Origin of the sequence: Kitasatospora sp. NPDC059088, from assembly GCF_042738155.1 — a bacterium.
Classification (GTDB): Bacteria; Actinomycetota; Actinomycetes; order Streptomycetales; family Streptomycetaceae; genus Kitasatospora.
Window position 1 is genome coordinate 18758 of the sequence record NZ_JBHYGR010000060.1, and the last position, 21124, is coordinate 39881.

The window sequence follows — 21124 nt, forward strand, 5'->3', positions numbered from 1 at the left end:
TCAGCCGGTGGTGTCCTGCGGGTACCAGCGGAGTTCGACGGTGTTGCCGTCCGGGTCCTGGACGTAGAGGGAGGTGGCGGTGCCGCGGGCGCCGTAGCGGGGGCCGGGGCCGTCGAGGACGGTGAAGACGCCGGAGTCGACGACCTCCTGCCAGTCGAGGGGCTCGACGGTGAGGCAGATGTGGTCGACGTTGGACTCGTGGCGGGGGCGGTGGAAGAGGTCGATGATCGTCTCGCCGCTGACCCGGACGGAGGGGAAGGAGACCTTCCCGGCGCGCCATTCGTCGACCCGGACGGGAGCCAGGCCGAGCAGGCCGGTGTAGAAGGCGAGCGACCGCTCGATGTCGGCGACGTTGAGGACCAGGTGGTCGAGGGCGACGACGCGCATGGTGATCGGCTCCGGTGGTGTGGGGTCTCGTGCGGTGACGGGGTCAACGATCCTCCGGCCCGGGGCGGTCATCAATGGCGGATCACCGTACGATCGTTGAGCCCGGTTAAACGATGCCGGGTCGAAGGGGTGGGGCGGCATGCTGGAACGGCTGGAGACCGAGGTCTTCCTCGCCCTGACCGGGGAGCTGCACTTCGGGCGGACCGCCGAGCGGCTGCGGCTCAGCACCGGGCGGGTCAGCCAGGTGGTCAAGGCGCTGGAACGCCGGATCGGCGTCCCGTTGTTCGACCGCTCCAGCCGGTCCGTCCGGCTCACCCCGGTCGGACGGCAACTGGCCGCGGACCTCGCCCCGGTGGTGGCCGCGATGGAGGAGGCGGTGCGCCGGGCGGTGGACGCCGGGCGCGGGGTGACGGGTGGGCTGAGGGTCGCGTTCCTGGGCGAGTGGACGGCGCCGGTGCTGTTCAGGGCGGTGGCGCTGTTCGGCGAGCGGCACCCCGAGTGCCGGGTGGACGTGCGGGAGGTGCAGCTCTCCAACTCCCGGGCCAGCCTGGAGGACGGCTCGATCGACATCCTGCTGGCCTCCTACCCCTTCGGCGGCATGGCCGTCGGTCCGGTCCTGCTCAGCGAGCGGCGGCTCCTGGCGGTGCCGGCCGGGCACCCGTTGGCCGCCGAGGCCTCGGTGTCGCTCGAAGTCCTCGGGGACCACCCGGTGGTGCAGTACCCGGCGGTCACCTCGGTCGGCTTCAAGCGGGACCGCACCCCCGACCGCACGCCGTCCGGCCGTGCCGTGCCCAAGGGCCCGTCGGGCAGCACCTTCTCCGAGATGCTCAGCCTGGTCGCCCTGGGCCGGGGCGTCCTGCCGGTCGGCGAGCACTGCCGCCGCTACTACCCGCGCCCCGACCTCGCCTACGTCCCCATCCACGACGCCCCGCCGATCGAACGCGGCCCGGTCTGGCTCCCGGGCAACACCACCGAGCGCGTGCGCGCGTTCGTCCGGGCGGCGGCCGAGGTGGCCGAGATGGCCGCTGCGGCAGGGAGGTAGGGCGCCCGGCGCGGCTGCCGACGGGCTTCCGGGCGTGGTCAGCCGACCTCGTCCGGGCCGGTGAAGTCCGGCGGGGTGTAACCCGGGCCGGTGAAGTCGGGCGGGGTGAAGGCGGCCGGGCGGGGGCTGCGGCCCTGGGGGTCGGTGATGCCGTCGGGGCCGGGGCTGGTGAAGGCCGGCGGGCTGTAGCCGGGGCTGGTGAAGTCGGGGCGGGTGAAGTCGGGGCGGGCGGGTTCCGCGCCGTTGGCGTCGGGGCCGGTGGCGTCGGGGCCGGTGAAGTCCGGGCTGGAGAAGTCCGGGCTGGTGTAGCCGGGGGCCGGGCGGCCGGCGACGGCGGGCAGGTGGCCGTGGAGGTAGGGCAGCAGGCCGCGTTCGCGCAGGGCGGTGCGCCACTCCGCGCGGGCGGCGCCGAGTTCGGCGGCCAGCTCGGGGTCGGTGCCGGCCGGGACGGCGGCGGCGCCGTCCCGTAGGGCGGTGAGCAGCAGGCCTATGACACCGACGGCCATGGCGGCGACCCCGGCGGCGAGCGCCACCCAGCCGGCGGTGACCATCGCGCGGGCGAGCGCGAGGCCGGAGCCGGCGGCGCGCATCAGGTAGCCGACCAGCAGCAGGACGAGGGCGGCGGCCCAGGCGAGGATCGGGGTGAGCACGGTGAGGACGGGGAACAGCCCGGCGCCGCCGTCGGCGGAGCGCAGCTGGCTGAGCAGGCCGGGGGCGTACGGTTCGACGTCGGCCGGCGGCGGGGGCGTGGCCCGCAGGGTCTCGCGCAGCGCGGTGTAGTGGGCGTACTCGGTGGCGGCGGCGGTGTTGACGGCGTCGGCGTCGCGCAGGGCGAGGGCGCGGAGCTGGTCGGTGCCGAGCGCGCCGGGGGCGCGCAGGGCGGTGAGGACGGTGCGGTCGCGCAGGGCTTCGGCGAGGAGGCGCTCGTACTCCGGGCGGTCCTCGGCTAGCAGCGGCGGGGGGTTGGACATGGGGACCCCGTTCATGCGGACCCCCGGCCCGGCGGCGAGGACGCGGGACCGCATCGAGGACGCGGGACATCCTCAGGGCACCGGGGCGGGCGCGGAGGCGGGCCGCCGGACGGGCGGCCGGGTGTGGTGTGCCTCATGGTAGGGGCGGGTGCGCCCGTGCTGACAGTCGGTTTCCGGAATTTCGCGCCCCGGCCCGCGCGCGCGTGGGGGCGCGAGCGCCGGGAACAACTGTTCCAGTGATGCCGATGACTGTCAGGCCGTCAGGTCAGAAGGTCGACAGGTCGTCAGATCGGCAGCCGCGCGACCAGCAGCCGGCCCTCCATGGTGACCCCGCCGTCCATCGCCACCGCCAGGTCGTCCGCGTACACGTACGGCCCCGGGATGTGCGGCGGCTGCCCGTCGTCCGCGTGCACGGCGCCGGTGAGGTACGGGATCGGGCTGTGCCCGTGCACGACCCGGCTGCCGCCGAAGGTGTCGAGCAGCTCGTGGACGGCCATCGGCCCGGCGTCGCCGCGGAAGGCGAAGCGCTTGGTGAAGCGGCGGAAGCAGTCCCACCACTCGTCCACGCCGCCGTCGGCGAGCAGGCTGTGCACCGCGTCGTTGACGTCCGGGATGGACTCGCCGTACTCCAGGTACGCCGTGGTGTCGGAATGCAGCAGCAGGTGGCCGTCCTCCAGGCCCATGGCGGGCAGCCGGGAGAGCCAGCTGATGTGGTGGGCCTCCAGCCGGTCCAGGTCGTTCTGCTGGCCGCCGTTGAGCCGCCAGGCGGCGAGGAAGGAGGCGGTGCCGGCGGTGGACTGGACGGGCTCGTCGCCGTACTTGGCGGCACCGAGGAAGAGCAGTTCGTGATTGCCCATCAGGGCGCGGCAGTAGCCGCCGGCCGCGGCGGCCTCCGCGGCGAGCTGCATGACCAGGTCGATGACGCCGATGCCGTCCGGGCCGCGGTCGGTGAAGTCGCCGAGGAACCAGATCCGGGCGCGGCCGGCGGACCAGTGGCCGCCGTCGTCGATCAGGCCCTGGTGGTGGAGTTCGGCGCGCAGCTCCTCCAGGTAGCCGTGCACGTCGCCGACGACGTAGACCGGGCCGGGGGGCTCGCCGGGGCCGGGGGCCGGGTACGGGTAGGTCGGCGCGGAGGGGTCGGGCAGCGGCGGGCCGAGTTCGATGGTCGGCGGGTCGTCGCGGTCGGTGAGCTGGTCGCCGAGCTGGTCGGTCAGCTGGTCGCCGAGCTGGTCCGCGAGCTGGAGGGCCGGGGAGGGCTGGTCGGGCAGGGTGGGCTCGTAGCCGGTGTGGTCCTGCTGCCCGTAGCCGCCGCGCTCCTGGGGTTCGTAACCGCCTTCGTAGCCGACCTGGGCGTGCACGGTGTGCCCCTGCCCCTGCCCCTGGCCGTCGTGCCAGTGCTGTTCCAGGTAGCGGGCGCCGCCGTAGCCGCTGTAGGTCTCCGCTTCGTACGGGGTGTCCTGGTAGCCCTGGGCGGGTTCGGGTTCGTAGTAGGTGCCGTACGGCAGCACGTCGAGGTCCGGCTGGTGGCGGGGGCCTGAGTGGGGGTGCTCAGGTCCGGGGAAGCGGTCCTCGGGTGTCATTCGCCCATCATAGGAAGACCACTCTCCCGCCGTCGTCACCTGGTGGGTATCCAATCCTCCGGAGCGTCAGCCGGGCGGTCCCGCAGGGTCCGTTTTGCCCCGGCTCGGTAGGGTCTCGTGGGTTTTTCGTGGGCGTACCGGCGGCTGTTCGCCGCCTTCCCGCCCGCTGCGCTACACCTCGCCCGGGGGGCGCGGCGGGCTGACGGTGGTGCGCGGGCTGCGGCGCTGGGAGGAGGCGCGGACGATCAGTTCGGTCGGCATCAGGGTGCCGGGGGGCGGGCCGTTGCCGGCGGTGCGGAAGCGGGGCGGGAAGAGCCGGGCGATGTCCACGCCCGTCCCGGAGTCGACCCCCTCGATGGCGTCGATGAGGAGGTTGACCACGGTGGTGCCGATCTTGCGCGGTTTGAGCGAGAGGGTGGTGATCGGCGGTTCGGTGGCCGCGTAGACGTCGCTCTCGCTGCAGGTGACCAGCAGCAGGTCGTCCGGGACCCGCAGGCCGTACCGGCGGGCGGCGGCCAGCAGGTCGGTGCCGTTGGGGTCGAACAGGCCGTACACCGCGTCCGGGCGGTCCGGGCGGGCGAGCAGCCGGTCGGCGGCGACGGCGCCGGCCGCCGGGTCGTGCGCGGGGTAGGCCTCGTACACCGGCTCCTGGCCGACCTTGGCGCACCAGCCGAGGTAGGCCTCGGTGGAGAGCCGGGTGTAGGTGTCGGTGCTGGTGCCGGTGAGCAGGCCGATCCGGCGGGCGCCGGCCTCGGAGAGGTGGTCGAGGATGCCGAGCACGGCGGCCTCGTGGTCGTTGTCGACCCAGGCGGTGACCGGGCAGTTGCCGGGCTTGCCGTCGCTGACCACCGGCACGCCGGACCGGTACAGCTCGCTGACCAGCGGGTCCTGGTCGGGCGGGTCGATCACCACGGTGCCGTCCAGGGCGATGTTGCCCCAGACGTCGTGGCGGGAGGAGGCGGGCAGCACGACCAGCGCGTAGCCGCGGCCGAGGGCGGCGCTGGTGGCGGCCCGGGCCATCTCGGCGAAGTAGGCGAACTCGGTGAAGGTGAAGGGTTCTTCGCCGTACGTCGTGACGGTCAGCCCGATCAGGCCGGACCGTCCGGTGCGCAGGGTGCGGGCTGCGGCCGAGGGGCGGTAGCCGAGGCGCTCGGCGACCTCGCGCACCCGGCTGCGGGTCTCGTCGGGCAGGCGGCCCTTTCCGTTCAGCGCATCGGAGACGGTGGTGATCGACACTCCGGCGGCTGCTGCCACATCCCGGATGCCGGCCCGCTCCAGACGCCGTGAGGTGGTGGGACGCCGACCGCTCTGGTTGGCTGCTGCTGTCATGGCGGACCGATCGTATGGCTCCTGACAAGGGTCTGTGACCGGCGCATCGGGAGCCTTTGGAGATACGTTTCTCCATGAGTGAGCCGGGGTGCACCCCTTCGATCCCCTCCCGAATCCAGCCGTCTTACCTCTGACATGTGCCAAAGGAACCGGGCAGAATGGCTGATCTGCGCCTGTCACCCGTCCGGGCATCTCACTCCTACGGGTGAGGGCGGTCGGTATCGTGCAAGGCACCCGACCGGGGTTGGTCCGGGCGCGTTCCGGGATTCCCGGGGACGTGGCCAGGTACCGCGGCACGGCGGCGATCCCGGCCGTGCGAGGGCGGGCGGACCGGCAGAGAAGACGAAGGAGTACGACCGTGAGCAGTGGTACCTCAGCGCCGGGCCCGCGCCTGCGCCCGAGCCTGGACGGCATCCCCACCTACAAGCCCGGCAAGCCGGCCGGCGCCGACGCCTACAAGCTGTCCTCGAACGAGAACCCGAACGACCCGCTGCCCGGCGTCCTGGAGGCGGCGGTCGCGGCGGCCGGCTCCTTCAACCGCTACCCGGACATGGGTGTCAGCGAGCTGACCGCCGTCCTCGCCGAGCGCTTCGGCGTGCCCGCCGAGCACATCGCCCTCGGCACCGGCTCGGTCGGCGTCGCCCAGTCGCTGGTGCTCGCCACCGCCGGCCCGGGCGACGAGGTGATCTTCGCCTGGCGCTCCTTCGAGGCCTACCCGATCATCACCCAGATCGCCGGCGCCACGCCCGTCCCGGTCCCGCTCAAGGACAACGGCGACCACGACCTGGACGCGATGCTCGCCGCCGTCACCCCGGCCACCCGGCTGGTCTTCGTCTGCAACCCCAACAACCCCACCGGCAACGTGATCCACCGCGCCGAGCTGGAGCGCTTCCTGGACGCCGTCCCCGGTGACGTCCTGGTCGTCGTCGACGAGGCGTACATCGAGTTCATCCGCGACGCCGAGGTGCCCAACGGCATCGACCTCTACCGCGACCGCCCCAACGTCTGCGTGCTGCGCACCTTCTCCAAGGCGTACGGCCTGGCGGGCCTGCGGGTCGGCTTCGCGATCGCCCACGAGCCGGTCGCGAACGCGCTGCGCAAGACCGCCGTCCCGTTCGGCGTCAGCCAGCTCGCCCAGGACGCCGCCGTCGCCTCGCTGCGCGCCGAGGAGGCGCTGCTGGAGCGGGTCGAGGCGCTGGTCGCCGAGCGCACCCGGGTCGTCGCCGGGCTGCGCGCCCAGGGCTGGGACGTCCCGGACTCGCAGGCCAACTTCGTCTGGCTCGGGCTCGGCGAGCGCTCGCAGGACTTCGCGGCGGCCTGTGCGGCGGCCGGGGTGATGGTCCGGCCGTTCCCGGAGGGCGTGCGGATCTCGATCGGCGAGACCGAGGGCAACTCGATCTTCCTGGCGGTGGCGGAGGGCTTCCGCAAGGAGATCGACGGCTGAGGCCGGTCGCCTTCCCGCCCGCAGGGGCGCACTCCGGTCGGGGGGCGCCCCTGCGGCGTCCCGGGGCGCGGGGGCACGGGGCGAGGGCGCGCGGGGCGGGGGCGCGGCGCGGGCGCGCGGGGCCGGCTGGGGGCAAGGCGTGTCTGAGGGCCGTCTGAGGAAGCCCTCCCGGATGGCCGGGGATTGCTGGGAGAGCGCTGGGAGTTCGGCCAACGATCGCCCTTGCCCCGCCCAAGCCGCCCGCGCGGGCCGGTGGATATGGGAGGGATGTCCGGATCCGGCCGGTCAGTCTTCTCCCAGCCGCCGCCCAGGGCAGCGCAAGAGCGCCCGGCGAAGCTGTCCGCCATGAAGGTGCTCCCACGGCGGCGCGGTGCCGTCCTCGTCAACTCCGCGCTCGGCGTGGCCCTGCTGGGCGGTGCGGCCCTGGTGTACGCCACGCTCGACGGCAGCGGCGGCACGGCCGCCGCCAAGCCGGTCGCCCGTACTGCGACCGTCACCAAGGGAACGGTCCTGGCCACGGTGTCCGGAACCGGCACCCTGGCCTCCCCGACCGACGCCGCCCAGGACTTCGCCACGGGCGGGCGGCTCACCGCGGTCAAGGTCGCGGTCGGCGACGCCGTCAAGAAGGGCCAGGTGCTGGCGACGGTCGACACCACGGCGGCCCAGCAGCAGGTGGACGCCGCCCAGTCCGCGCTCACCACGGCGAACGCCAACCTCACCAAGGCGCAGGCAGGTGTCACCACCACGACCACCGAGCCGCTGCCCGGGGCCACACCCCCGGCGAGCGGCGGCAGCGGCTCCGGTGGGGGTCGCGGGGCGGGCGGGAGCAGTACGCCCGCCCCGCAGACCACCACCATCACCACCACCAAGGTCGACGACGCGGCCGTCGCCCAGGCCCAGCAGCAGGTCGCCACCGCGCAGACCACCCTCACCAACGCCCAGGCGGCGCTTGCCGGGACGACGCTCACCGCCTCGGTGGACGGCACGGTCGCCTCGGTCTCGGCGAAGGTCGGGGACACGGTGGGCGCCACGACCTCCGGCGCGTCCTCCTCCTCGGCCACCAAGTCCACTGGTAGCAGCGCGAGTTCGGGATCGCCCAGCGGCTTCATCGTGCTGACCAACCCGACCGGGATGCAGGTCACCGCCAACTTCTCCGAGCTGGACTCGCTCAAGTTGAAGAAGGGCGAGGCCGCCACCGTCACGCTGAACGCCCAGTCCGACACCAAGCTCAACGCGACCGTGCTGTCCGTCAGTTCGCTGCCGTCGAGCAGCGGCAGCGGCGCGGCCGGCTCCTCCGCCGTCCAGTACGCGGCCACCCTGCAGCTCAGCGGGGACACCAGCACGCTGCGCACCGGCCTCAGCGCGACCGTCCAGGTGATCACCGGCGAGGCGGACAACGCGCTCTCGCTGCCGACCTCGGCGCTGTCCGGCACCGGCACCTCGCGGACCGCCACGGTGGTGCACGAGGGCGGGGCCACCGAGCGGGTCGACGTCGGCGTGGGCGTCGAGGGCGACAGCACCGTGCAGGTGACCTCCGGTCTCAAGGAGGGCGACAAGGTCCAACTCCCCACCACCAGCGGCACCAACGGCTTCCCGAACGGCTCCTTCCCGGGCCTGGGCGGCGGTGGCGGCGGCGGTGGCCGGGGCGGCAACGGCGGCGCGGTCGGCATCCCGGGCGGTACCGGCGGCGGTGCCGGTGGCGCCGGTGGCGGCGGCCGCGGCGGTAAGGGCTGAGCATGCAGCACGTCATCGACAAACGCGTCCCCGCGCAACCCGTGCCGGTGATCCGGATCAGCCGGCTCACCAAGTCGTACGGGCACGGCGACGCCACCGTGCACGCCCTGCGCGGCCCGTCCCGGCCCGGGACGGACGAACCGGCCGGCGTCGACCTGGACATCGAACAGGGCGACTACGTCGCCGTGATGGGCAGTTCGGGCTCCGGCAAGTCCACCCTGATGAACATCCTCGGCTGCCTCGACATCCCCACCTCCGGCCGCTACCTGCTGGACGGCACCGACGTCGGCCACCTCGACGAGCAGCAGCTCGCCCTGGTCCGCAACCGCAAGATCGGCTTCGTCTTCCAGTCCTTCAACCTGGTGCCGCGCACCACCGCCCTCGCCCAGGTCGAGCTGCCGCTCGCCTACGCGGGCGTCCGGTCGGCGGAGCGCCGGCGGCGGGCGATGGCCGCGCTGTCCCTGGTCGGCCTCGGCGAGCGGGCCGGGCACAAGCCCAACCAGCTCTCCGGCGGCCAGCAGCAGCGCGTCGCGGTGGCCCGGGCGCTGGTCACGGCGCCCGCGATGCTGCTCGCCGACGAACCGACCGGCAACCTGGACAGCCGCTCGACGGAGGAGGTGCTGGGCCTGATCGACGGGCTCAACGCCACCGGCCGCACCGTCGTGCTGATCACCCACGAGGACGAGGTCGCCCTGCACGCCAAGCGGGTGCTGCGCCTGGTCGACGGGCAGATCGTCAGCGACGTCCGGCAGGCGCCGGTCGACGGGCCCCCGCCCGCCCTGCGCCGACAGGGGGTGTCGGCGTGATCCTCTGGCAGACGCTCCGCTTCGCGGTCGGCGGCCTGGCCGCCAACAAGGTGCGCTCCGCGCTCACCATGCTCGGCGTGCTGATCGGTGTCGCCTCGGTGATCCTGCTGCTGGCGGTCGGCAACGGCTCCTCCCAGGCGGTGAAGGACTCGATCACCTCGCTCGGCACCAACTCCCTCACCGTCAGCGCCGGTTCGGCGGCCGGTGGCTCGCGGGCCACCTCCTCGGTGAAGAAGCTGACGGTCGCCGACGCCAAGGCGCTGGCGAGCGACACCGACTCGTCGGCGATCAAGTCCGTCGCGCCGGTGGTCACGACGAGCGCGACGGCGCTGTACGGGAACATCTCGTACAGCCCCGGCTCGGTCGTGGGCACCTACCCCGCGTACTTCGAGACCTCCAACCAGAAGGTCGCCCACGGCGACTACTTCACCGAGGACGACGTGCTCGGCTCGCGCAAGGTCGCGGTGCTCGGCGCCACGACGGCCAAGCAGCTGTTCGACGCCGAGGACCCGGTCGGGAAGAAGATCGTGCTCGGCGGGACGCCGTTCACGGTGGTGGGCGTGCTGGCCGCCAAGGGCGGCAGCGGGTTCACCGACCCGGACGACGTGGTGATCGCGCCGCTGCCGACCGTGCAGAACGCCTTCACCGGCTTCGGGGCGGTCAACCAGATCCTGGTCCAGGCGTCGTCCGCCGACACGACCACGGCCGCGCAGTCGGAGATCACCCGGGTACTGCTGGGGACGCACGCGATCACCGACCCGACCAAGGCCGACTTCCGGATCACCAACCAGGCCTCGCTGCTGACGGCCCGGGAGAGCACGACCAAGACCTTCACCGTGCTGCTCGGCGCGGTGGCCGCGATCTCGCTGCTGGTCGGCGGGATCGGGATCACCAACATCATGCTGGTGACGGTCACCGAGCGGACGCGCGAGATCGGCATCCGCAAGGCGCTCGGCGCGCCCCGGGCCGTCATCCTCGGGCAGTTCCTGACCGAATCGACCCTGCTGTCGGTGATCGGGGCCGGGCTGGGCGTGGCGGCGGGGATCGTCGGCTCGCACTTCAGCATCGTCGGCATCAAGCCGGTGGTCATCCCCGAGTCCGTAGTGGGCGCCTTCGGCATCGCCGTCGCCATCGGACTGTTCTTCGGCAGCTACCCCGCCAACCGGGCCGCCTCGCTGCGGCCGATCGACGCCCTCCGGCACGAGTAGGAGCACTTCTTCGATGGAGCACGACGAACAGGTCGCCCTGCTGGCCACCGCGCCCGACGCGCGGGACGTGAGCGCGGAGCTGGCGGCGCCGCCGCGGCGGAAGCTGCCGTGGCTGTCGCTGGTGCTGGCCGGTGGCGTGATCGCCACCGGGGCGTTCGCGGGCGGGGTCTGGTACCAGCAGGGGCAGGGCGGGACCTCCTCCGGTGGCAAGGCGCCGGCTCGGGCCGCCGCGGCGGGCGGCCAGGCGGCGGGCGGGTACGGACAGGGCGGTCAGGGTCAGGGTGGCGGGCGCCGGGGCGGTCAGGGCGGTCAGGGTGGCCAGGGCGGTGGCCAGGGCGGCTTCGCGCGCGGCACCGTCAAGGCCGTCGACGGCTCGACGGTGTACCTGACCGACGCCAACGGCAACACGATCAAGGTGACGACGGGGGACTCGACCAAGGTCCAGCTCAACAAGCAGGGCAAGGTCGCCGACCTCCAGCCCGGCCAGAGCGTGACCGTCGTCGGCACGCCGGACTCCAGCGGCGGCTACAACGCCACCCAGCTCGTCGAGGGCGCCGCCGGTGCCGGAGCGGGCGGATTCGGCGGTGGCGGTGCCGGAGGCGGAGGCGGCTTCGGCGGAGGTGCCCCCAAGAGCCCGTCCGGCGGCTGACCCGGTACCGCCGGACGCCACTTCGCCCCGCTGGAGCCATCCAGCGGGGCGAAGTGCTGCCCGGGGCCCGGATCGCAGGAGCAGCGCCGGTGCACGGCGGGCTCACCTGCCTCGACGTCCCGCTCGCCCCTCGACCGATCCGGGGTGGGTCTGGACCCACCCCAGGTGTGGGGCTGGACCGGTGTTCCGTCCTCCGCCGTCTCCGTAGATTCGTTCTCACCACGACACGGAGGACAGAACAATGGCGATCACCGCGACGGAGACCCGCACCAACTCCCGTACCGACGAGGCGTTCTCGCTCGCGAAGAAGTGCCTCACGCTCTTCGGTGCGATCGGCGTGATCACCCTCGCGGTCGTCGTCGTGATGGCGTCCACCGGGCACGCGAGCACCCCGTTCATGTGGATCCGCGGGGTCATCTTCCCCGCCCTGGCCCCGGTGCTGCTGCGGATCACCGTGCGGGCTGCGGGCGGCGACTACAAGGCGCTGGACCGGATCCGGACGGTCGCCACGGTGATGCCGATCGCCGTGATCGCCGTGGACCTGATCCCCGGGATCTGCCCGCCCTGGTACGCCGTCCTCCAGGGCCTCTCCGCCCTGGCGGTCCTGCCGATCGCATTCCTCACCCGCACCAAGGCCGTCACCACCGCCATCCCCAAGCCGTGACCCCTCACCTCCACGCCCCGGGGCCCGGCCTCCTACACTCCCCGCCATGACAGCCATGGAGCCAGTGATCCGCCCGGCGACCCCCGCCGACCTGGGCGCGGTGGCCGAGGTCTACGCCCACTACGTCCATCACACGGTGGCCACCTTCGACGAGATCCCGCCGCCCCTCGCCGCCTGGCGGCAACGGCTGGACGACCTCACCGCCCAGGGGCTGCCCTTCCTGGTCGCGGAGGTGGACGGTGAGGTCGCCGGCTACGCGTACGTCGGCGCCTGGCGACCCAAGCCCGCCTACCGGCACACCGGCGAGAACTCCATCTACCTCGCCCCCGCCCACACCGGGCGCGGCCTCGGCGGCGCCCTGCTGGCAGCCCTGATCGACGCCTGCGCCGAGACCCACCTGCGCCGGCTCGTCGCCGTCATCGCCGACTCGGGCTCCGACGCCTCGGCCGCCCTCCACCGCCGCCACGGCTTCACCGACGCCGGCCGCCTCACCGCCGTCGGCCACAAGCACGGCCGCTGGATCGACACCGTCCTGATGCAGCGCGCCCTCGCCTGACCCCACGACCCCACCCAGCGCAGGAAGTCGACACCGCCGACTTCCTGCGCCGATGCGTTTCCGGCGGCGTACGACGGTCTGCGTTGCCGCGGACACCCGGGGTGGGTCCAGCCCCACCCCAGGTGTGGGGCTGGACCGGTGTTGTGGCTCCCGCCGTCTCCGTAGATTCGTTCTCACCACGACACGGAGGACAGAACAATGGCGATCACCGCGACGGAGACCCGCACCAACTCCCGCACCGACGAAGTGTTTTCGATTGCGAAGAAGTGCCTCACGCTCTTCGGTGTGATCGGCGTGATCACCCTCGCGGTCGTCGTCGTGATGGCGTCCACCGGGCACGCGAGCACCCCGTTCATGTGGATCCGCGGGGTCATCTTCCCCGCCCTGGCCCCGGTGCTGCTGCGGATCACCGCCCGCGCCGCCGGTGGCGACTACAAGGCGCTGGACCGGATCCGGACCGTGGCCACCGTGATGCCGATCGCGGTCATCGCCGTGGACCTCATCCCCGGGATCTGCCCGCCCTGGTACGCCGTCCTCCAGGGCCTGTCCGCTCTCGCGGTCCTGCCGATCGCCTTCCTCACCCGGACCAAGGCCGTCACCACCGCCATCCCCAAGCCGTGACCCCGATCGCGGCAGCACCCCGCGGCACAGGAAGTCGGCCCTACCGACTTCCTGTGCCGCACCGCTGTTGGCGTTACTGGTACCAGTCGTCGCCGCCCTGGGCGAGCGAGCGGCCCAGGTAGTCCCGCAAGTCCCGTGCCACCCACCGGCGGCTGTCGGACTCGTGCTCCCAGACGAAGATGTCCGGACGCACCGGAGTCCGCACGAAGGCGAACTGGTCCCCGCCGCCGTTGTCCCCGAAGAACAGCAGGGCGTCGAAGGGCATGTACAACTCGGCGAAAGAACGGTCGGACCGGAACAGCAGGTTCTGTTCGACGATCTGCTCGACCGACCAGACGGTGTCCACCCAGGTGCGCCCGACGACCCCGTCGCTCTCCAGCAACAACTCCCCCAGCTCACCGGGCAACCCGAACCCGAGCCGCCGCTCCGCCTCAGCCAGCGCCGCCACCTGCACGGGTTCCCGGAACCCCACCTCGGAATAGGCCCCAAGAGCCGTTTCTCTCCACATCCCCCGCACACTACCCAGCCCGCCCTGCGCCCCCGCGCCCCGCGCCCCGCGCCCCCGCCCGCCTCTTGCCGCGACCCGGCTCGACTCGACTGCTTCTCCGAGTTCGAACGGGGGGCGTTCCGGCCGACCACCGTTGTTGCCGCTCACGGGCGACAGAACCCGGCGTACAGGCCGACTTCCACAGGCGTCAACGGTGCGGTACCGGCGGCGGTGACTTCATGCGGGAACGTGAATGGTCCTTGCCCGCCCGGCGTGGCCTGCCTAGGGTCCTGATCACCGGTCCGCCATGAAATGCGTGGAGGGGAAACGATGAGGCTTACGAGGATCGCGGGTGGCGACCCCGACTGCCGCAATGACGACTGTCCGACCGTCTACACCACGGATCGTGGGTCGATCGCGGTTCAGGGTGACGTGGTGGAGTGGCAGACGCCCGCGGGCGAGGCCGTGGTGGAGATTCCCGAGGAAGTGTTGAGGGAGGCGTTCCGTGCTCTTGGATGGTGATGCCTGGCGTGCCGTCTTCGACACGTTCGAACGCGAGGCATTCCGGCTGGAGACGCGGAGCGCCTATGCCATGCCCGGCGAGGACGAGGAGTTCCGGGAGTTCCTGGCCACCGGAGAACTCGACATCCCCGAGGACGACCCGTGGCTCACCCGCGTGCGGACCTATCGCGCGAGCGGCCGAAGGATCTGCCGGGTGCACGTCCTGACCCGACCGCTCTCCGACTACCTGCGCTACGAGTTCGCCGCCTACGCCCACAACGTGAAGGCCGGCGAGGACATCCGCATCCTGGACCTCACCGGTCGGGACGACCCCGGGCTCCCGGACCAGGACTTCTGGATGTTCGACGACACCACAGTCGTCGACATGAGATACCGGTCCGACGGCACACAGAGCGGCCGGGAACTCCTGGAGGATCCGGACCTGGAGCAGTACCGGCACTGGCGTGGTCTCGCGCTATCCCTCTCGGTCCCCTTCGAGGAGTACGTCGCAGCTTGACCCTCGATCCCGGTAGGGCCGGAGAGCAACGCCGAGACCTTGCAGCAGCGCTCAAGGACCTCCGGCGTGCCTCCGGTCTTTCCGGCGAACGGCTGGCCGTCCGTTGCGGCATGAGTCAGAGCAAGATCTCCCGGATCGAGACGGGCCGCGCTCTGCCGACGGTCGTCGATGTGCACCAGATCGTCAACGCACTGGGCCTGGACGAGGACCTGGCCCGGGAGCTGCTCGCGTTGGCCAGCGTCGCCAACGCCGAGTACGAGGATGTCCGGGCGTCCGTCAGACGTGGACTGCACTTTAGGCAGCGTGAACTGGCGACCCTCGAGAGCAACTCCGAGCACATCCGCTACTTCTTGCCGGCCATTCCGTCGGGGTTGCTCCAGACGCCCGAGTACATGCGAGCGGCGATGAGCCCGCCGGTCGACCCGGTCGACGGTGATGTGACTCAAGCCGTCGCGTTGAAGATCGAACGACAGGCCGTTCTCTATGACGAGAGTAAGCAGTTCGATTTTCTGCTGACTGAGTCGGCTGTCCGCTGGAAGCTGTGCCCTCCATCGGTCATGGCTGTTCAGCTGGACCGCTTGGCGTCCATTTCTCGACTTCCGAACGTCAACATCGGAATAGTTCCACTTTCCGCTCAGATCGCCGATGCGCCGTTCCATATCTTCACTGTCTATGACTCGAGCCTTGTGACCGTCGAGCTCTTCACGGGACGGGTCGTCCTGCGCGATCCGAAGGACATCGACCACTATCAACGCCTGTTCGACTTCTTTCTCGCGAACTCCCAGGTCGGAGCCGGTGCCAGGGCCTTGCTCGATGAGTGGTCCGAAGAGTTCCGGCGGAGAATGTAGATGGATGAACTTTAGTCAATATCGTGCATATCGTTGAATGGCGGCCATCGACTTCTCTAATCTGCTCCTCGCTGGTTGGATGTCTCATCCGCAGGAGGGAACGCACATGGGAAAGCACCGCGGCGGATCGGGTGGGGACGGTCCCGGTAAGGCTGGTGGGGGCAGCGGGGGCGGGCACTCCGGGAAGCCGGATACCGCGCCGCACGACGGGCAGCGGGACGCGCCGCCCAAGAACCTGCCCAAGCCGTCGAAGCCGTAGGGGGCGTCATGACGTGGTACGAACTGGCCGATGCGCTCCGGGAGTCCGGCGCGCTGTCGGCCGACTGGGAGAAGGCGTTCCGGACCACCCCGCGTGAGCTGTTCACCCCGGACCGGATCCTGGACGAGGGCGAGTGGCTCGATCGCGCGGAACAGCCGCACCGCTGGGCCGAGTTGGTCGCCTCCGACCTCGCCCTGGTGACGCAGGTCTACGAGGGGACGGACACGCCGTCGTCGTCCAGCTCCATGCCCACGGTGGTCGCGCAGATGCTCCGGCACCTGGACGTGGCCGAGGGTATGCGGGTGCTGGAGCTGGGCACCGGGACTGGGTGGACAGCGGGTCTGCTGGCCACCAGGTTCGGCGCGGAGCGGGTGACCAGCGTCGAGCTGGACCCCGAACTGGCGGGCCGGGCGCGGCAGCGGCTGCACGCGGCGGGCCTGCGGCCCACCGTGCTGGCCGGTGACGGCACCCTCGGCCACCCCGGGGGCGCCCCGTACGACCGGGTGCAGTTCACGGCCGCCGTCCAGCGGCTCCCGTCGGCGATCATCGAACAGACGGCGCCCGGCGGGGTCATCCTGGTGCCGTACGGCACGCCGTTCTGCAACGGGGCGCTGTTGCGGCTCACCGTCGCCGAGGACGGGCGGTCGGCGAGCGGCCCGTTCGTCGAGGACGTGTCGTTCATGTGGGTGCGCGACCAGCGCCCGGACTGCGGCGAGTTCGGCATCGAGGATGTCCGGCACGGGCCCTCCGGCATCGACCCGGACGAGGTGGCCGAACGGACCGACTGCGCCTTCGCCGTCGGGCTGCGGCTGCCCGGCCTGTTCCGGCGGAGCGTGTGGGCCGACTACGACCGGTTCGGCACCGGCCGGGCGGAGGTCTGGGACGGCACCTCCTACGCCCACTGCCGCTTCGCCGATTGGGACGGGCCGCACGCCGTGTCGCAGTCCGGCCCGCGCAGCCTGTGGGACGAGGTGACGGCGGCGCACGGTTGGTGGGTCCGAAGCGGAAGGCCCGGTCTCACCCGGCTCGGTATGACCGTGACCGTCGCCGGCGAACACCGCCCGTGGCTGGACGACCCGGGCAACGTTCTGCGCTGACCCCGATCGGGTCGGCCCCCACCTCACCGTGCTCGCGGCAGGTGGCCCTTGCGTCGGGTGAGGGGCGGCGGTAGACACGGGTGGATCTTTGTTCCCCCGTAGACAGGCCGTTCGATGGCTCGTACGACCCCGCCGCGTCCGCTCGACGTGGAGGCGCTGTTCCCCGAGGTGGCCGCGTTCCGGAAGTCGGCCACCCGGCTGCATCCGCGGCCCGGCGAGCCGGGGCCCCGGGAGAGTTCGATGGGCGGGCCGGTGCTGTGGCCGTCCTCCGAGCCGTGGCCGCACTGCGCGGACGAGCATCCGCGGACGGCGTACTCCCCGCCGAGGACCACGGAGGGCCCGGTCCCGCTGGTGCCCGTCCTGCAGTTGTTCGCCGCTGATCTGCCCGGGCTCGAACTGCCGCCCGGCACCGACCTGCTGCAGTTGCTGTGGTGCCCCTTGGAGCACGATCCGGACTTCGTGCCCCGCCCGGAGGTGTTCCAGTGGGACAGTGCCTGCCCGGACCTCGCACCGGTGGCGCCCTCCCGCCCGGACGGTGCGGACGACGACTACCTGCCGGATCCGTGCGTCCTGCACCCGGAGGTCGTCACCGACTACCCGAACTGGGACCTGCCGGACGAGGTCGCCGACGCGCTGAGGGCCAGGTTCGAGCAGGTGGAGGAGGAGACCGGCTGGTCGTACTGGTACCACCTCTCGGTGTCCAGCGGGATCAAGGTCGGCGGCTATCCGACCTGGACGCAGGAACCGGACTGGCCCGACTGCCCGTCCTGCGACCGCACCATGCGGCACCTGCTGACCGTCAACAGCCGCGAGTTCGACGGTGAGGGCTGGCGTACCTGGCTGGCCGTCGAGGACACCCCGGCGGAGGGCGAGATCTGGGACCTCCCGTACGAGGAGCGGAAGCTGGTCCAGTGCCCGCCGGACCTCACGATCGGCGACATGGGCGGCGTCTACCTGTTCGAGTGCCCGGACTGCCCGGACCGGCCCCTCGCGCACCGCTTCGACTGCTCCTGACGGACGAGCGGGGTGCGGTCCCCTCCCCTGGGCGGGGGAGGGGGTCGGGCCGCCGGGACGATCCGCCCACCGTCGTCACGGCGGGACGGTGGAGGCATGAAGACGACCCTCCTTCGCCCCGCCGCCGCCCCCGCCGTCCACGCAGCCTCCGCCGCCTACGCCGCCGCCGTGTGGGCCGGCGCGTTCTCGCTCGTCCACCTCTACTGGCTGTTCGGTGGCCGGATCGGCCTCCCGGACGGGCTGTCCGTCACCGGGAACACCCCGCTGCTGATCATCGACATCCTGGCGATCCCGGGGTGTGCCGTGGCGGCGGTGCTCGCGCTGGCGATCGTCCGGCCGTGGGGCGGGCGGCTGCCCGCCAAGCTGCTCGGCGTCGCGCTGTGGGGCATCACCGCCGTCCTGCTGGTGCACTCGCTGCCGTCCGTGCCGGACTGGTTCGCGCTGGCCACCGGCTCCCGGACGACGGGCGACTTCGACGCGATGGGACGGTTCGCGACGCTGCTCTACGAGCCCTTCTTCCTGGCCGGCGGGCTGCTGTTCGGCCTCGCCACCCTCGCCCGCCGCCGCCCCCGCCGGAGCTGAGGGCCGAGGCTGAGGGGCTACGCCGGGTGCTCCAGGCCGATGGCGCGCAGGACGTCGGCGAGCCACACCAGGTGGTGGCCGATGGCGCGGTCCGGGTCGGCGAGCAGGGCCTGGAGTTGTGCCCAGGACTCCGACACCTGTCCGATCGTCAGCACGTCGGGCTTCGCGGTCATGTCGTACAGCTCGGGCGGTGGCACGCTCCAGAAGAGGTCGTTCGGCAGGGCGGCCTCACCGCCCGCCCCGTGCGCCTCCAGGTGCCGCATCAGCACCTCGAACGAATCGCGCACCTGATCGAGGGAAACCCGCAACTGCTCATCGCTCATCGGCCCATCCTGCCCGGGCCGGACGGAGCGGGCGCAGGGGGGCTCCCCGTCCCCGCCGTGGTCGGACGCTTCGCCCACCCACCAAACGTCGTCATTCGGCCTCTTCGCCCCCGCGCCTTGGCGCGATCGCTCCCTTGTGGGTGACCGGACGTGTTCGTAGCGTGACCACCTCCGCCGCATCGCGGCTCCCGCACAACGACGTGGAGGTGGCTTCGCCATGCCTGGAACACCCGAGTACGCCGAGCCCATCGAGCCCATCGAGCCGACCCCCGCCGTCGCGGCGGCGAACCGGCGGGCCGCGGAGGCGGCCACGGCCGCCGACGAGAAGGACGGCCGGGACTTCGCCGACGCGAGCCGGTTCCTGATCGCCCCGCCGGACGTGCCCGTCATCGTCTCCCGCAAGGACCGGGAGAAGGTGGTCTGGGACTTCACCGCCTACGAGTTCCTCGACCCCGACAACCGTTCCGGGTTCCCGACGGTCAACGGCAGCCTCCACCGCCAGGGCGAACTGACGGCGATCGCAGGCCTGTTCCAGGTCACCAGCTGTCGCGAGTACCGGATCTACCAGGTGCGCGGCTACGACCTGTCCAACATGACGATCGTCGAGAGCGACGCCGGCCTGGTCGTCATCGACCCGCTGGCCTGCTACGAGACCGCGCGGGCCGCGCTCCGGCTGTTCCGGGACAAGACGGAGCTCAGCAAGGAGCAGCGGCCGGTCAAGGGCATCGTCTACACCCACTGCCACGTCGACCACTTCGGCGGCTCCCGCGGCCTGTTCCACGAGCTCGGCGACCCGTTGGAGCCCGGCGTGCCCGTCGTCGCGCCGGAGGGCTTCCTCGAACACGCCGTCAGCGAGAACATCTACGCCGGCCCCGCGATGGCCCGGCGCGCGCAGTACATGTATGCGGCGCAGCTGGACAAGGGCCCGACGGGGCAGGTCGGTTCGGGCCTCGGCCTGACCATCTCCACCGGCGAGGTGACGCTGGTCCCGCCGACCGAGTACATCGGCGGACCGGCCCACCCGGCGGTGCCGGAGCAGAGCTGGCGGGACGGCTACGTCATCCCGTGGCGTCCGGGCCTGTACGAGTTCGCCCTGGCCGGCGTGCAGATGCTGTTCCAGCTCACCCCGGGCACCGAGGCCCCGGCGGAGATGAACATCTACTTCCCGGACGCCCGCACCCTGTGCATCGCCGAGAACGCCACCCACACCATGCACAACATCCTCAGCCTGCGCGGCGCGCAGGTGCGGGACGCCCACGCCTGGTCGAAGTACCTCACCGAGTCGATCCAGACCTTCGGCAAGGAGACGGACGTCCTGTTCGCCTCGCACCACTGGCCGGCGTGGGCCGAGGTGGAGCAGGAGGGGCCGGGCGAGAAGGTGAGCAACGCCCGCATCCTCGAATTCCTCAACAAGCAGCGCGACATGTACGGCTACCTCAACGACCAGACGCTGCGCCTGATCAACGCGGGGCAGACCGGCACCGAGATCGCCGAGGAGCTGGCGACCCTCCCGCCCGGCCTCGACGACCACTGGTACAACCGGGGTTACTACGGCTCGGTGAGCCACAACCTCAAGGCGGTATACCAGCGGTACATGGGCTGGTACGACGCCAACCCGGCGCACCTGTGGACGCTGCCGCCGGTGCAGGCGGGCGCCAACTACGTGCAGGCGATGGGCGGCGCGGAGGCCGTCGTCACCCAGGCCCGGCAGGCCTACGACACCGACACCCCGGCCGGCTTCCGCTGGGCCGCCGAACTCCTCAACCACGTCGTCTTCGGCGCCGCCGCCACGACCGGCACGACCGGCACGACCGGCACGACCGGTACGACCGCCACGCCGGTCCCCGCGGACGTGCTCCAGCAGGCCAAGGAGCTCCAGGCGAAGGTGTTCACCCAGCTCGGCTACGGCGCCGAGAACGGCACCTGGCGCAACGCCTACCTGACCGGCGCCCAGGAGGTCGTCCACGGCCCGCAGCCGCTGATCACCAGCCAGTCCTCCGCCGACCTGATCCGCAGCACCACCCTGGACCAGTTCTTCTCGGCGCTCGCCCGCAGCGTGGACGGGCCGACGGCCGCCGAGCAGCACCGCGTGCCGATCGCGCTCAACTGGGAGTTCACCGACACCGGCGACCGCTGCACCACGACCTTGCGCAACGGCGTGCTGGTCTTCGTGCCGGGCGGCGACCGCTTCGTCGAGGTCCCGGACGCCACCATCACGCTCACCCGCCGGACGCTCGACGACATCGCCGAAACCCCCGGTTTCCAGCGGAACTTCGACCGGGCGGTGCAGGACGGGAGGATCACGCTGGCCGGCACGTACGCCCAGCAGGCGGCGGACAGCGTCTTCGGCACGCTGACCCTGCCGGACCCGAAGTTCCCGATCGTCACCCCGTGACGCGGTGATACGGCGTGGGGGGGGCCCGGCGCCCCCCCCCCCGCCCGCCCCCGCCCGGGCGGCGGGCGCACGGGGGCGCGGGGGGTGTTTGAGGGGGAGAAGGAAACATG

The 21124-nt window shown here is 72.1% G+C and carries 22 protein-coding genes; 16 read left to right on the plus strand and 6 right to left on the minus strand.

Going from position 1 to position 21124, the window contains the following annotated elements:
• Positions 1-387 (minus strand): VOC family protein, encoded by a 387-nt coding sequence (locus tag ACFWXO_RS25210; RefSeq protein ID WP_375891928.1) that lies wholly within the window; start codon positions 385-387, stop codon positions 1-3.
• Positions 388-526: 139 nt separating this feature from the next.
• On the opposite strand from ACFWXO_RS25210, the gene ACFWXO_RS25215 reads away from it, so the two are divergent.
• On the plus strand, positions 527-1429 hold the full coding sequence (locus ACFWXO_RS25215; RefSeq protein ID WP_380526148.1) for a LysR family transcriptional regulator: 903 nt from the start codon (positions 527-529) through the stop codon (positions 1427-1429).
• Between the two features lie 38 nt (positions 1430-1467).
• Here the strand turns inward: ACFWXO_RS25215 and ACFWXO_RS25220 are convergent, their stop codons facing one another.
• From ACFWXO_RS25220 to ACFWXO_RS25230, 3 genes are all read right to left on the minus strand, one after another.
• A complete protein-coding gene (locus tag ACFWXO_RS25220; protein WP_380526150.1) occupies positions 1468-2400 on the minus strand; it encodes a hypothetical protein in 933 nt (310 codons plus the stop codon).
• Between the two features lie 284 nt (positions 2401-2684).
• Complete coding sequence (locus ACFWXO_RS25225; protein ID WP_380526151.1) at positions 2685-3980, minus strand: metallophosphoesterase; 1296 nt, start codon at positions 3978-3980, stop codon at positions 2685-2687.
• Between the two features lie 171 nt (positions 3981-4151).
• A complete protein-coding gene (locus tag ACFWXO_RS25230; RefSeq protein WP_360243017.1) occupies positions 4152-5309 on the minus strand; it encodes a LacI family DNA-binding transcriptional regulator in 1158 nt (385 codons plus the stop codon).
• A 358-nt stretch (positions 5310-5667) separates the two neighbouring features.
• Between ACFWXO_RS25230 and hisC the strand changes: the two genes are divergently transcribed.
• The 8 genes from hisC to ACFWXO_RS25270 all read left to right on the plus strand — a co-directional run bounded on the left by hisC (position 5668) and on the right by ACFWXO_RS25270 (position 12991).
• Positions 5668-6753 (plus strand): histidinol-phosphate transaminase, encoded by a 1086-nt coding sequence (gene hisC, locus ACFWXO_RS25235; protein ID WP_380526154.1) that lies wholly within the window; start codon positions 5668-5670, stop codon positions 6751-6753.
• 345 nt (positions 6754-7098) lie between these two features.
• Positions 7099-8487 (plus strand): efflux RND transporter periplasmic adaptor subunit, encoded by a 1389-nt coding sequence (locus tag ACFWXO_RS25240; RefSeq protein WP_380526156.1) that lies wholly within the window; start codon positions 7099-7101, stop codon positions 8485-8487.
• 2 nt (positions 8488-8489) lie between these two features.
• Positions 8490-9293, plus strand: a complete 804-nt coding sequence (locus ACFWXO_RS25245) for an ABC transporter ATP-binding protein (RefSeq protein ID WP_375891938.1) — start codon at positions 8490-8492, stop codon at positions 9291-9293.
• Entirely contained in the window at positions 9290-10501 is a 1212-nt protein-coding gene (locus tag ACFWXO_RS25250; RefSeq protein WP_375891940.1) for an ABC transporter permease, read from the plus strand. Before ACFWXO_RS25245 ends, ACFWXO_RS25250 begins: the two co-directional genes overlap by 4 nt.
• Before the next feature lie 13 nt (positions 10502-10514).
• A complete protein-coding gene (locus tag ACFWXO_RS25255) occupies positions 10515-11150 on the plus strand; it encodes a hypothetical protein (RefSeq protein ID WP_380526159.1) in 636 nt (211 codons plus the stop codon).
• 241 nt (positions 11151-11391) lie between these two features.
• Positions 11392-11814 (plus strand): hypothetical protein, encoded by a 423-nt coding sequence (locus tag ACFWXO_RS25260; protein WP_380526161.1) that lies wholly within the window; start codon positions 11392-11394, stop codon positions 11812-11814.
• Positions 11815-11860: 46 nt separating this feature from the next.
• Positions 11861-12370, plus strand: a complete 510-nt coding sequence (locus ACFWXO_RS25265) for a GNAT family N-acetyltransferase (RefSeq protein WP_380526163.1) — start codon at positions 11861-11863, stop codon at positions 12368-12370.
• A 198-nt stretch (positions 12371-12568) separates the two neighbouring features.
• Entirely contained in the window at positions 12569-12991 is a 423-nt protein-coding gene (locus ACFWXO_RS25270; protein ID WP_380526165.1) for a hypothetical protein, read from the plus strand.
• Positions 12992-13064: 73 nt separating this feature from the next.
• Here ACFWXO_RS25270 and ACFWXO_RS25275 read toward each other — a convergent pair whose 3' ends face one another.
• Entirely contained in the window at positions 13065-13439 is a 375-nt protein-coding gene (locus ACFWXO_RS25275) for an SMI1/KNR4 family protein (RefSeq protein WP_380401026.1), read from the minus strand.
• A gap of 369 nt (positions 13440-13808) precedes the next feature.
• Here ACFWXO_RS25275 and ACFWXO_RS25280 point away from each other — a divergent pair, with 369 nt between their 5' ends.
• The 6 genes from ACFWXO_RS25280 (at position 13809) to ACFWXO_RS25305 (ending at position 18296) form a co-directional block, all read left to right on the plus strand.
• Positions 13809-14000 carry a hypothetical protein gene (locus ACFWXO_RS25280; protein ID WP_380526167.1) on the plus strand — a complete coding sequence of 64 codons (192 nt, stop codon included), beginning with the start codon at positions 13809-13811 and terminating at the stop codon, positions 13998-14000.
• On the plus strand, positions 13984-14496 hold the full coding sequence (locus ACFWXO_RS25285) for a DUF6879 family protein (RefSeq protein ID WP_380526169.1): 513 nt from the start codon (positions 13984-13986) through the stop codon (positions 14494-14496). The genes ACFWXO_RS25280 and ACFWXO_RS25285 overlap by 17 nt, the downstream gene beginning before the upstream one ends.
• Positions 14493-15344: a helix-turn-helix domain-containing protein gene (locus ACFWXO_RS25290; protein ID WP_380526171.1), complete on the plus strand. Its 852-nt coding sequence runs from the start codon at positions 14493-14495 to the stop codon at positions 15342-15344. Before ACFWXO_RS25285 ends, ACFWXO_RS25290 begins: the two co-directional genes overlap by 4 nt.
• Before the next feature lie 267 nt (positions 15345-15611).
• Entirely contained in the window at positions 15612-16700 is a 1089-nt protein-coding gene (locus ACFWXO_RS25295; RefSeq protein WP_380526173.1) for a methyltransferase domain-containing protein, read from the plus strand.
• Between the two features lie 114 nt (positions 16701-16814).
• Entirely contained in the window at positions 16815-17714 is a 900-nt protein-coding gene (locus tag ACFWXO_RS25300; RefSeq protein WP_380526175.1) for a DUF1963 domain-containing protein, read from the plus strand.
• Positions 17715-17810: 96 nt separating this feature from the next.
• A complete protein-coding gene (locus tag ACFWXO_RS25305) occupies positions 17811-18296 on the plus strand; it encodes a DUF3995 domain-containing protein (protein ID WP_380526177.1) in 486 nt (161 codons plus the stop codon).
• A gap of 17 nt (positions 18297-18313) precedes the next feature.
• Here the strand turns inward: ACFWXO_RS25305 and ACFWXO_RS25310 are convergent, their stop codons facing one another.
• Positions 18314-18619 (minus strand): hypothetical protein, encoded by a 306-nt coding sequence (locus ACFWXO_RS25310; RefSeq protein WP_380526179.1) that lies wholly within the window; start codon positions 18617-18619, stop codon positions 18314-18316.
• Positions 18620-18836: 217 nt separating this feature from the next.
• Here ACFWXO_RS25310 and ACFWXO_RS25315 point away from each other — a divergent pair, with 217 nt between their 5' ends.
• Entirely contained in the window at positions 18837-21014 is a 2178-nt protein-coding gene (locus tag ACFWXO_RS25315; protein ID WP_380526181.1) for an alkyl/aryl-sulfatase, read from the plus strand.
• Positions 21015-21124 lie beyond the last annotated feature (110 nt).

Excerpts from the sequence above, each read along its gene's own strand:
- ACFWXO_RS25240 (WP_380526156.1), top strand. The coding sequence starts at position 7,099 with ATGAAGGTGCTCCCACGGCGGCGCGGTGCCGTCCTCGTCAACTCCGCG.
- ACFWXO_RS25260 (WP_380526161.1), top strand. The coding sequence starts at position 11,392 with ATGGCGATCACCGCGACGGAGACCCGCACCAACTCCCGTACCGACGAG.
- ACFWXO_RS25315 (WP_380526181.1), top strand. The coding sequence starts at position 18,837 with ATGCCTGGAACACCCGAGTACGCCGAGCCCATCGAGCCCATCGAGCCG.
- ACFWXO_RS25300 (WP_380526175.1), top strand. The coding sequence starts at position 16,815 with ATGGCTCGTACGACCCCGCCGCGTCCGCTCGACGTGGAGGCGCTGTTC.
- ACFWXO_RS25255 (WP_380526159.1), top strand. The coding sequence starts at position 10,515 with ATGGAGCACGACGAACAGGTCGCCCTGCTGGCCACCGCGCCCGACGCG.
- ACFWXO_RS25210 (WP_375891928.1), bottom strand. The coding sequence starts at position 387 with ATGCGCGTCGTCGCCCTCGACCACCTGGTCCTCAACGTCGCCGACATC.
- ACFWXO_RS25310 (WP_380526179.1), bottom strand. The coding sequence starts at position 18,619 with ATGAGCGATGAGCAGTTGCGGGTTTCCCTCGATCAGGTGCGCGATTCG.
- ACFWXO_RS25305 (WP_380526177.1), top strand. The coding sequence starts at position 17,811 with ATGAAGACGACCCTCCTTCGCCCCGCCGCCGCCCCCGCCGTCCACGCA.
- ACFWXO_RS25280 (WP_380526167.1), top strand. The coding sequence starts at position 13,809 with ATGAGGCTTACGAGGATCGCGGGTGGCGACCCCGACTGCCGCAATGAC.
- ACFWXO_RS25230 (WP_360243017.1), bottom strand. The coding sequence starts at position 5,309 with ATGACAGCAGCAGCCAACCAGAGCGGTCGGCGTCCCACCACCTCACGG.
- ACFWXO_RS25220 (WP_380526150.1), bottom strand. The coding sequence starts at position 2,400 with ATGTCCAACCCCCCGCCGCTGCTAGCCGAGGACCGCCCGGAGTACGAG.
- ACFWXO_RS25295 (WP_380526173.1), top strand. The coding sequence starts at position 15,612 with ATGACGTGGTACGAACTGGCCGATGCGCTCCGGGAGTCCGGCGCGCTG.
- ACFWXO_RS25245 (WP_375891938.1), top strand. The coding sequence starts at position 8,490 with ATGCAGCACGTCATCGACAAACGCGTCCCCGCGCAACCCGTGCCGGTG.
- ACFWXO_RS25265 (WP_380526163.1), top strand. The coding sequence starts at position 11,861 with ATGACAGCCATGGAGCCAGTGATCCGCCCGGCGACCCCCGCCGACCTG.
- ACFWXO_RS25215 (WP_380526148.1), top strand. The coding sequence starts at position 527 with ATGCTGGAACGGCTGGAGACCGAGGTCTTCCTCGCCCTGACCGGGGAG.
- ACFWXO_RS25270 (WP_380526165.1), top strand. The coding sequence starts at position 12,569 with ATGGCGATCACCGCGACGGAGACCCGCACCAACTCCCGCACCGACGAA.
- ACFWXO_RS25225 (WP_380526151.1), bottom strand. The coding sequence starts at position 3,980 with ATGACACCCGAGGACCGCTTCCCCGGACCTGAGCACCCCCACTCAGGC.